The following is a 10,208-nucleotide window of genomic DNA, read 5'->3' as shown; positions in this document are numbered from 1 at the left end:
TTGTGTACGAAAAAAACTTGTCCGCCACGTTTCAGCTCATAGCTGATAGCATCTCGGATAAGTTCTTCTTTGAAAACATGCACCTCGGTCGTAACAGGTTGGCGGTTTGGTGGAGGTGTCGAAATAATAGATAAGTCTCTTGCCCCCAGTAACGAAAAATGTAAAGTTCTCGGAATTGGCGTGGCAGTCAAAGTTAACACATCGACGTTATGTTTTATTTCTTTCAAACGGTCTTTGGCTTTTACACCAAACTTTTGTTCTTCATCAATAATCAATAAACCGAGGTCTTTGAATACAATATCTTTATTAAGGATACGGTGCGTGCCAACAAGAATATCGGTCTTACCTTCCTTAATGTTTTTTAGTGTTTGAGTGATTTCTTTTGCTGTTCGGAAGCGACTAATTTCTTCAATATTTACGGGTAGTTTAGATAGCCGCTCAGAAAAAGTTTTGTGGTGTTGCATAGCCAAAATTGTGGTCGGCACTAATACTGCAACTTGTTTACTATCGGCTACTGCCTTGAATGCTGCACGAATAGCAATTTCGGTTTTTCCAAAGCCAACGTCTCCACAAACCAACCTATCCATTGGGTAGGGTTTTTCCATGTCGTCTTTAACGTCGCTCGTTGCTTTTGCTTGGTCGGGGGTGTCTTCATAAAGAAACGAAGACTCCAACTCGGCTTGCATAAAACCATCTTTTGAAAACTGAAAGCCAGGTGCAAGGCGACGCTTGGCGTACAAGGCAATCAACTCTTTGGCTATATCTTTTACCTGTCGTTTGACTTTCGATTTTTTATTTTCCCACTCGCCCGAACCCAACTTACTCATGGTTGGTGGAGCACCTTCTTTACCAGAATACTTCGCAATTTTATGTAAAGAATGTATATTTACGAGTAAAATGTCATTGTCACGATAAATCAACCTTACGGCTTCTTGTTCTTTATCGCCAACCATAATCTTTTCTAAACCAACAAATCGACCGATGCCGTAATCAATGTGTGTAACGAAATCGCCTGTTTGGAGTGACTTTAATTCTTTCAAAGTCAAAGCCTTTGACTTACTGAATTTATCACGGACTTTGAATCGGTGATAACGGTCAAAAATTTGGTGGTCGGTATAGCAAGCAACTTTTGTAAGCTCATCAATAAAACCCGCACGGAGAGAAATTTCCAAAGATTGAAATTTTGTTAAAGGGTCTATCTCTTCAAAAATAGACTCAAGTCTGTTCAATTGCTTGAGCGAGTCTGAGGTAATAAGTGTCGAAATTCCATTGAGTTGGTTTTCTTTTACATTATCAATAAGCCTCTTGAAATCCTTGTTAAATGAAGGCTGACTCTTGGAGGGAAAAACCATTTTCTCAGAATCTTTGAAATAGGACTTCGTACCAAATTCTATTACATCAAACTTTTTCAGTTCGTTGAGGTAGGTTCTTCGAGTTTCAAAAAGTTCTTCGGGCTTTAAAATAATTTTTACTCCTCCACTTTGTTCGAGTATTTTATGGAATTGTTGTTCAACATTATTGAAACAATCTTCCATACACTCTAAAGAATATTCTGCGTCTTTTATCCATATAGTACTTTTATTACGAATAAAATTAAAAAAAGATTCTCTTGTTTCTTGAATTAACTTGTTCTGAACGTCAGGAATCACATTGATTTGGTTGACAGATTGCATAGAAAGCTGTGACTCTGGATTGAAAAGTCGGAGGCTATCAATTTCATCGCCGAAGAGTTCGATACGGCAAGGAAACTCAGAAGCATAAGAGAAGATGTCAACAATACCACCACGAATCGAAAACTGCCCAGGCTCATAAACGAAGTCTGTTTTTTCAAAATCATACGAAACCAGCAACTCCGAAATAAAACTAACATCTAGCTTCTCTCCTAATTTGATTTGAAGCGTGTTGGCAATTAATGATTTTTTGTTAATTACTTTTTCTGAAAGAGCTTCGGGGTAAGTAACGATTAAAAGATTGGTCTTTTCATTGTTTAGTTGATTCAATACCTCCGAACGTTGTAACACATTGGCATTATCTATTTCTTCATATAAATAAGGCTTCTTATATGACATCGGAAAAAGATAGACGTTCTCTTCTCCTACCAAATTTTGTAGGTCGTTATAGAAGTAGGCCGCATCTTCTTTGTCATTCAGAATAAAGATATTGTGTTGAGGATTTACCTTATAATTGACCGAAGCAATGATTGCATCTAAACTCCCCGATAGACCTTTGATGTAAACATTCTTTTTTGATTTTATTTCTGCAAGAAGAGTTTTGATAAAACTATCTTCTTCATAAATCTTTAATAATTCGTGAGCTTTCACTTTAATTATGCTTTTATAAATACGAAAGGGACGCAGATATAATTCTGCGTCCTACTAAATTTGACACAAATGTAAAAAACGACCCTCAATATTGCCCTCAAAGTTGAGAAAATATATGAAAATTATAAATTTGATATTTTTTTTAAATTTCGATATAAGTTGTTTGTTATCAGTTGTTTACGAAAGGTATATGATAAATTTCAATATCGTAAAATATTTTATATTATATTTTAATACGAAATATATATAAATCATATATTTGAATTTGTTAGATAAAATTTATCTGAAATTTTCATTTAGTTAATTCAAATTTCGGCTATTCAATTTTGATAAATCTGTGGTTTTTGACAAAAATATCTTCAGAAAATAAACTCATATATAGTAAAACGGCTCTTTATGCTCCTCACAAAGTTGAAAAAATATGCAATAATTAGATATTTGATAACTTTTTACACTTATTTGTATATAACTTATTTATTATAAGCATTTTATGTAAAAATGACTCCATTCGATAATATCGTATTATATTATATATTTTGTTTTTAAACGAAATTATTCACCGTCTTGTAATCGAATTTTTTCAATCAAACCCTTCAAAGTTGCTTGCCTTGCTGCATCCGATTTTGGATAATCCATGTTAAGCGATTTTAGCTTTTTGGCAAGAATACTCGCTACAATCAATCGCATATTTTTCTTATCATCAGCTGGAATAATGTACCAAGGGCATTGCTCAGTTGAAGTGGCATTGATGGCATCTTCGTAAGCCGATTGATAGTCATTCCAGAACTCTCTTTCCTTTACATCTTGCTCTTCAAACTTCCAATTTTTTGAAGGGTCTTCAATCCTTTCAATCAATCTTTCAGATTGTTCTTTTTTTGAAACATTCAAAAAAAACTTCAAAACATGGATGCCATTTCGAGTGAGGTATTTTTCTAAATTGGCAATATCCTCATAGCGGTTTTCCCATACATTATCCAAATCCTCAGAGATTTCTGCTGGTAGACGTTGCGTATTAATAAGAATCTCGGGATGAACTTTTACTACCAAAACCTCTTCGTAATAAGAACGATTGAAAACTGTAATTGTTCCACGTTCGGGAAGTTGCATATTTGTTCGCCACAAAAAATCATGGTCGAGTTCGGTTTCGGTTGGACGCTTAAAAGAGTATATTCGTAAGCCTTGTGGATTAACTCCAGAGAATACAGCCTTCAATGTTCCATCTTTTCCTGCGGCGTCCATCGCCTGAAAAATAACCAACAAACCATATCTATTATGAGCAAACATTTTTTCTTGAAGCTCGTCGAGTTCGGTTTGGAGCGATTTTAAAGCTATTTCATAGTCTTCTTTATCATCATAAAAATCATTAACTTTGGTCTCAGATTTTTTTATCGAAAATTTTCGTTTACCGTTAAACTTAAAGTCGTCAATATCAATTTTCTTCATTGGATTGTTGATTTTGCTATGCAATGTAGCGTGATGGTTTCTGAAAGAGTTAATTTAAAATTTGATTTAAGGAAACATAACCCAAAAGTAAATTGTTAAAATGAAATACAATATACCACTAATTGTACTTCTGTTCATTGGATATTTGTCCAATGCCCAAGTCGTAAAAAACAAAGTTAAGAAAATGAATCAAGAAAATGTAAAAGTAGAAAATACGGCAGTACCAACAAATAAAGTTGCCACTTTGGCTGCGGGTTGTTTTTGGTGTGTTGAGGCCGTATTTCAGAAATTGAAAGGTGTTGAAAAAGTAGAATCAGGCTACATGGGCGGTACACTCAAAAACCCTACATATAAAGATGTATGTACAGGACAGACAGGCCATGCCGAAGTTTGTCAGATTACATACAACCCTAATGTTATTTCGTTTGAAGAGCTATTGGAAGTATTCTGGAAAACTCACGACCCAACAACCCTTAATCGTCAAGGTGGAGATATTGGTACTCAATATCGCTCGGCAGTATTTTATCATGATACTACTCAAAAGCAAATTGCCGAAAACATTAAAGATGAATTGAGCCAGTCAGGTGCTTATGATGCCCCAATCGTTACGACTTTCGAGCCAGCGAGTGTTTTCTACAAAGCCGAAGATTACCACCAAGATTATTTCAATCTGAATGGGCATAATCCCTATTGTCAAATGGTAGTAAAACCAAAGGTTGAAAAATTCAAAAAAGTATTTAGCGATAGAATTAAGTAAAACATTACTTGTACCAAACAAGTACGTCCTCTTTGTTCTTTCTTTGAATATCAGGTACAGTTGCGTCATCGGCAGCATAACCAACAGGTATTAATAAGAATGGACGCTCGTTAGACGGACGGTTTAAAATCTTAGTCAGAAAATCCATTGGGCTTGGTGTGTGCGTGAGTGCAACCAAGCCCAATTTATGTATAGCCGTAAGCAAAAATCCACACGCAAGCCCGACCGACTCATTGACATAATAGTTCGGTGCTTCTTCCCTCCTACTTCAAATTCGTACGCTCGCTTGAAAACGATAATCAAATACGGAGCAATTTCTAAAAAAGGTTTTTGCCAATCCGTGGCAAATGGTATAAGGTCTTGTTTCCACTCTTCCGACATCCTACTTTCATAACTGATACGTTCTTCTTCTTCGGCAGCAAATCTAATTTGCCTTTTAAGTTCGGGAGACGATACCACACAAAATGTCCACGGTTGTTTGTTTGCTCCTGATGGTGCGGTTGAGGCAGCCATCACCAAGTTTTCAATTACTTCTGCTGGAAAGGTTTTATCAGAAAAGAATCTCAATGAGCGACGCTGATTGAGGTGCTGAAACATTTCTTTCGATAGGGAAATCAAAACTTCCTCACTCAAATTAGATAGATTTGAATATTCTAAATGCTTGTATTTGGATTCCATAAAAGTAATTATTGACCGTTAAGTAAATTTTTTTGGGATTTTTATGAATCAAAAAACACAAAGATAAAATTATTGTGTTGATTTGTACTTTATGAAAAATAGGTCAATTCAAAATGTTATTTTGAGTTATTAAGAAAAAAACAGTTTTATGTTTGATATCTCTTTGTAAATCAATTTAAAATTTTATTTTTGTACCTAATAATTGTTCTCTTCACATTTAAACCATTAGTTCTATGAAAAAATTAATCCTATTCCTTTCTGCAATCGTTGTGTTAGCTTCTTGCCAAAAGAAAGAATATGCTTCTTTCCAAAAAAGCAACACTCCAACTTATGCAGTTGCTAAAAAACAAGCAGTAGCTGCTCAGCCGACTACCGAAGTAGCTGTTGTAGAAGAAGCAACCGCTTCGATCGTAGCTCCAACTGAAACCGCACTTTCGGCAGATAATTCGGTAGCAGTTTCTTCTCTAAATACAGTAACTACTCCTGCTCCAGAAGTTGCTGAAAGCCAAGTAATGACTTTCAATGAGCAAGCAGTGAATGCAGAGTTTGAAAAATTGAATAAATTAGAAGAATTTGTTGCTGCAAACGAAGGCGTAACAATTGAAGATGTTCAAAATACAGAGCTTACTCAAGATTTAAAATTAGATACAAACGTAACAAATGCAGTTGCTGCTGGAGAGTTACCATTAGGAATTCCTGCATTCTGGTGGGGTTGTGTACTTGGTTTACTTGGTGTTTTGGCAGTATACTTAATTACAGACAAAGACAAAGAACAAACTAAGAAGGCATTATATGGCTGTTTAGCTTGGACTGTTCTATGGGTAGTTTATGTTGTTGCGGTTGGTTCTATATTTTAAAAATCATTATTAGTACCTATAAAAATAGCCCAAATCAAAAGATTGGGCTATTTTTGTTTTTTTTGATAATCACAAAAATCCAATATTTATGAAATCTACAATTATTTCCACCATTGCATTGGTCTTAGCACTTACTTCTTGTCAACAAAAGCAATTTGTTTATGTACAGAAAGGTAAAGTAGAAAACTTTGAGTCTTCGAGAAAGGTACCCCAAAGTCAAGTTGCTAATCAGACTAAAAGTGAAACTATAAGCACAACAACCAACGATATTAACAAAACAAATCAACTGGCAGCTTCTGAAGTCTTAGTACCAAACGAAGAAACGGTATCTTTGAATAATAATATTTCGGAGAATGAAGTTTTAGTATACAATCAAGAAAGCATAAATTACAATTTTGAAAAACTCAATAAAGTTGAGGCATTTGTTGAACAAAATACGGATGCGAGTTTTGATACAATAAAAGATACTGACTTATTAAAAGAAATCGAACTTGACACCAATACTTTAGCCAATGTTACAAAAGATAATGAATTACCATTGAATATTCCAGCCTTTTGGTGGGGATGTTTCTTGGGGGGATTGGGTATCTTACTTGTCTACATATTTACAGAAGATAAAGAACAAACCAAAAAGGCTCTATATGGATGTTTGACGGTTGGTGGTGTTGTGGCCGTTATTTATATTGTCCTGATTGCAATAGGATTGAGTTCAGGAACATTATAATAACAAGACTCGCAGGCATTTTATTTGAAAATCGAATCTATGAAAAAAAACATTTTTCTTTTGTTATTGACATACATGTTGGGCGTTCAGTTTGCAAATGCCCAACAATTTTACAGAATTAAGGCCGATGTATCAATAAAAGATAAGCTTTCAAATGGCTCGTATCGCCTAACTATGGGAAAAGTTTATTATGATAAAACATCCTTAAAAGTAATTTATAAACTTACTTTTCCTCAAAAGGAAACAATCATTATTAAAGATACGACCCTTTATAAAATTACAAAAGATAGTGTGTTAGTTCAAAGCGTATTGGCTTCAAACGAATTCTCAATCTTTCATTTAGCTCTATCCGGGAAATTGGCAGACTATGGACTAAATTCTGGAAACGTGGCTAAAATTTATAAAATATCAAAAGTAGAGAAAGATAAAGATGGTAGGGTAATCACCACTTGGAGTGTCATTGAAAAACAATTGATGAAAACTCTCGGAAAAATCAAAATGGCTAATGTGAATAAAAAATTAGATGCGATTGCCTTTTATGACCCTAAAGATAAGTTGCTTAGTCAGCAGTTTTTCAAAGATTATTCAAACTACAATGGTGTTGAATTTCCGAAGCAGGTGACACAGATTTCATACAACACCGATGGAACACAGAATATTCAGCAAACAACCTATAAAAACATTATCATAGACCAAGAAGATGAAAACGAAATCTATAACTATCCTATTCCTGCTGTCACTAAGTCTAAGCTTCCAGCTAAAAGCCCAAAGTAAAGCAGAGGTAAATTTACTTCGTGGAGTAATTCAAACTCCTCAAAAAAGGGTATACAAAGAAGCCAAAGGTAACCGTAATGAGGTTCAGTATTTGTTTTCGGGCTTATTTCTATTTTATAAAACCTTTTTCTCTTCTCAAGACCTAACGGTATGTACATTTACGCCATCTTGTTCAGAATTTGGTATTTTGGCGGTTAAAAAAAGCGGAGTTGTAATGGGTGGAATAAAAACAATGGATAGACTCACTCGCTGTAATGGTCTTAGTCCCGAAAAATATGCAATTGACTTTAAAGAGAAATTACTGATAGATAAGCCTTAATAATGAAAAAAAAACTTTTAATACTTTTTATAATAATTTATAGTACAAAGGCCTTTTCTCAAGACCTTTATAATTTTGAAAATACAAAAAAATTTGCCGAATATTTAGCCAAGTCAGGCCAATACGATTTGGCAACTCGTGAGTTTGAACGTCTGACATTCATGTCTCCTGAAAACGATACTTTAAAAACCTCTCTCCTATCAATGTATCGTCGATCGGGAAAATATGACGAGGCACTCATCCGTGGGAAACAACTATATCCTGAACTGACAACAATGAGTGCTTCATCAGCCGTTGAATATGGGCGAACTTTGCTTTTAAAATCTGAATATAAATCAGCCAAAAGTTTTTGGGATTCTAACTTGAAATTATCGGCTGCCGATAAAACCATTCTTTCCGCTACTTCTGATATTCTTCAAGATAATTATAAAAGTGCCAATGCCATACTTCAGTCAGTTAAACCAGAAGATCACCGATTAGCTACAAATTATAAAGACTTGGCCGAGCAAGCCATGGCAATCAAGCGTAAAAGCCCGGCCGTAGCGGGTATTATGTCGGCAATTATTCCGGGTACTGGGCGTATGTATGTAAAAGATTGGAAAGATGGAATAGTATCTCTCTTCTTTGTCGGTACAATGGCTTTTCAATCAGTAAGAGGTTTTAATAAAAGTGGAGTCAATAGCACCAGAGGCTGGATTTATGGTGGTATAGGCTTTGGTTTTTATTTAGGTAATATCTACGGCTCAGTTGTTTCGGCTAAGGGTTACAACAAAAAAAGTCATTTAGGTATACGAACCAAAATCGAGAATCTTTTTAATAGCTATTATTGAGTTAATAATTATGCAAAAAATACTTTTAATACTTTTTATATTAATACCACGGATTTCCTTTTCGCAGGATCTAAAACAAAGCTTCGATTTTGCGAATGAACTCTTTGCAAAGAAAGATTATACTGGTGCTGGAATTACGTATAGAAGAGTAATTTATTTCGATAAAGCAGAGATTTACCGAAAAGATTGTTATAAAAATATAGCAGATTGTCTCTACGAAACACAACAGTTTGAGGAAGCGGCCGATTATTATGAATTGGCTTTTTTTCAACAAAAAACTGATAGTGCAAAGGCCGAGGTGATATTCAGAAAAATGTCGTGTTATTTGATTTTAAATAATTTTGAATACGCCGAAATCGAACTACTTAATTTACCTTCGAACTTAAACGCAGAACAAAACAATAAAAAAGTATTCTACTCTGCTGTTTTAAACTTCTCAATTGATAAATACGATTTAGCAAAAACACAATTTTTGTCTTTGATTGACTCAACAAATGCGGAATCAAAGAAAAAAATAGAACAGCTATTCATCAAAAATGAAAAAATTAATAGATTAAACCCACGTACCGCAAGAATCATGAGTATGATTATTCCTGGTCTTGGACAGTTCTATGCGGGCGATATTAAAAACGGAACCAACTCAATCATACTTACAGTGGGCATTGCCACTTGGGGAATCGTAACGGCGATCAGAAGTACAAGTCCTTTTGATGTTTTAGTAACGGCAGCTCCTTGGTTTCAGAGATATTATATGGGAGGATATAAAAAGGCTGAGCAGATAACTATCAACGAAAAAAAGAAACGCCGCTCGAAGGTTTATAATCAAATTTTGGACGAAATATCAAAGTAAGATCCTTTGTTTTTTGTATTTCCGACCGCTTAATTGATTTTTCGGTCATTTCTCCTGCATTGCTTTTGTTATGAAAGTGCCAATGTCTAAATTTCGGACTTTAAAAATGTGTCCATAAAAATTAAAATTATCATGAAAAAATTACTTTCAATTTTATTGCTTACAGCATTATGTTTCTTGTATTCGGAAAACATACATGCACAATCATTCGAAAAAGGTCAAAAGAACTTTAGTGTTGGTGTTGGGGCTGGTTATGGTATTGGGGCAAATGCCACAGTTGATTATGGTGTTTCTGATTTGATTAGCATAGGTGTAATTGGTGCTGTTTCTTCTTACAGTTATGGTTATGGATTTGGGAGCAATTTTCGAATCACGTATGTAGGTGTTGGTGGTAGAGGGGCTGTGCATTTCGGAAAGTATCTGAAAGAAATAGGTATCAACGAAGAAAAGCTTGACCCATATATTGGAGGAGTTGGTGGAGTGCGATTAGCAAAGTATGGTTCGGATTATTCAACAATATACAACGAAGCAGACGTAAGACCAATGATTGGCGGTTTCATCGGAGCCAGATATTATTTTAAGGAGAAAATGGCTGTATATGCCGAGGCAGGAACGCCATATAGTTCACTTGGAATTTCAATCAAATTTTAATAAG

General features: G+C 34.8%; 11 protein-coding genes. 8 read left to right on the top strand and 3 right to left on the bottom strand.

What is annotated here, in order from left to right:
- A partial coding sequence (locus ACOVO2_RS12470) for a DEAD/DEAH box helicase (protein WP_421770296.1) occupies positions 1-2,321 on the bottom strand: 2,321 nt, incomplete at its 3' end.
- A gap of 552 nt (positions 2,322-2,873) precedes the next feature.
- Positions 2,874-3,764 carry a polyphosphate kinase 2 family protein gene (locus ACOVO2_RS12465; protein ID WP_421770295.1) on the bottom strand — a complete coding sequence of 297 codons (891 nt, stop codon included), beginning with the start codon at positions 3,762-3,764 and terminating at the stop codon, positions 2,874-2,876.
- Between the two features lie 100 nt (positions 3,765-3,864).
- Between ACOVO2_RS12465 and msrA the strand changes: the two genes are divergently transcribed.
- Positions 3,865-4,521 (top strand): peptide-methionine (S)-S-oxide reductase MsrA, encoded by a 657-nt coding sequence (msrA, locus tag ACOVO2_RS12460; protein ID WP_421770294.1) that lies wholly within the window; start codon positions 3,865-3,867, stop codon positions 4,519-4,521.
- Positions 4,522-4,656: 135 nt separating this feature from the next.
- Here msrA and ACOVO2_RS12455 read toward each other — a convergent pair whose 3' ends face one another.
- Positions 4,657-5,199, bottom strand: coding sequence for a nitroreductase family protein (locus ACOVO2_RS12455; protein WP_421770293.1), 543 nt, complete (start codon positions 5,197-5,199; stop codon positions 4,657-4,659).
- Between the two features lie 233 nt (positions 5,200-5,432).
- Between ACOVO2_RS12455 and ACOVO2_RS12450 the strand changes: the two genes are divergently transcribed.
- From ACOVO2_RS12450 to ACOVO2_RS12420, 7 genes are all read left to right on the top strand, one after another.
- Complete coding sequence (locus tag ACOVO2_RS12450) at positions 5,433-6,056, top strand: lipoprotein (RefSeq protein ID WP_421770292.1); 624 nt, start codon at positions 5,433-5,435, stop codon at positions 6,054-6,056.
- A gap of 88 nt (positions 6,057-6,144) precedes the next feature.
- Positions 6,145-6,780 (top strand): hypothetical protein, encoded by a 636-nt coding sequence (locus ACOVO2_RS12445; RefSeq protein WP_421770291.1) that lies wholly within the window; start codon positions 6,145-6,147, stop codon positions 6,778-6,780.
- 39 nt (positions 6,781-6,819) lie between these two features.
- Positions 6,820-7,554: a hypothetical protein gene (locus ACOVO2_RS12440; protein ID WP_421770290.1), complete on the top strand. Its 735-nt coding sequence runs from the start codon at positions 6,820-6,822 to the stop codon at positions 7,552-7,554.
- Entirely contained in the window at positions 7,481-7,873 is a 393-nt protein-coding gene (gene yidD, locus ACOVO2_RS12435; RefSeq protein WP_421770289.1) for a membrane protein insertion efficiency factor YidD, read from the top strand. The genes ACOVO2_RS12440 and yidD overlap by 74 nt, the downstream gene beginning before the upstream one ends.
- A 2-nt stretch (positions 7,874-7,875) precedes the next feature.
- Positions 7,876-8,703 (top strand): tetratricopeptide repeat protein, encoded by an 828-nt coding sequence (locus tag ACOVO2_RS12430; protein WP_421770288.1) that lies wholly within the window; start codon positions 7,876-7,878, stop codon positions 8,701-8,703.
- 10 nt (positions 8,704-8,713) lie between these two features.
- A complete protein-coding gene (locus ACOVO2_RS12425; protein ID WP_421770287.1) occupies positions 8,714-9,553 on the top strand; it encodes a hypothetical protein in 840 nt (279 codons plus the stop codon).
- A gap of 132 nt (positions 9,554-9,685) precedes the next feature.
- Positions 9,686-10,204: a hypothetical protein gene (locus tag ACOVO2_RS12420; protein ID WP_421770286.1), complete on the top strand. Its 519-nt coding sequence runs from the start codon at positions 9,686-9,688 to the stop codon at positions 10,202-10,204.
- The last annotated feature ends 4 nt before the right edge of the window (positions 10,205-10,208 follow it).

The organism is Emticicia sp. (assembly GCF_049241225.1).
In the GTDB taxonomy this organism is placed as follows: domain Bacteria; phylum Bacteroidota; class Bacteroidia; order Cytophagales; family Spirosomataceae; genus Emticicia.
The sequence above is the reverse complement of the archived record's forward strand: the minus strand, read 5'-3'. Positions and strand labels throughout refer to the sequence as shown.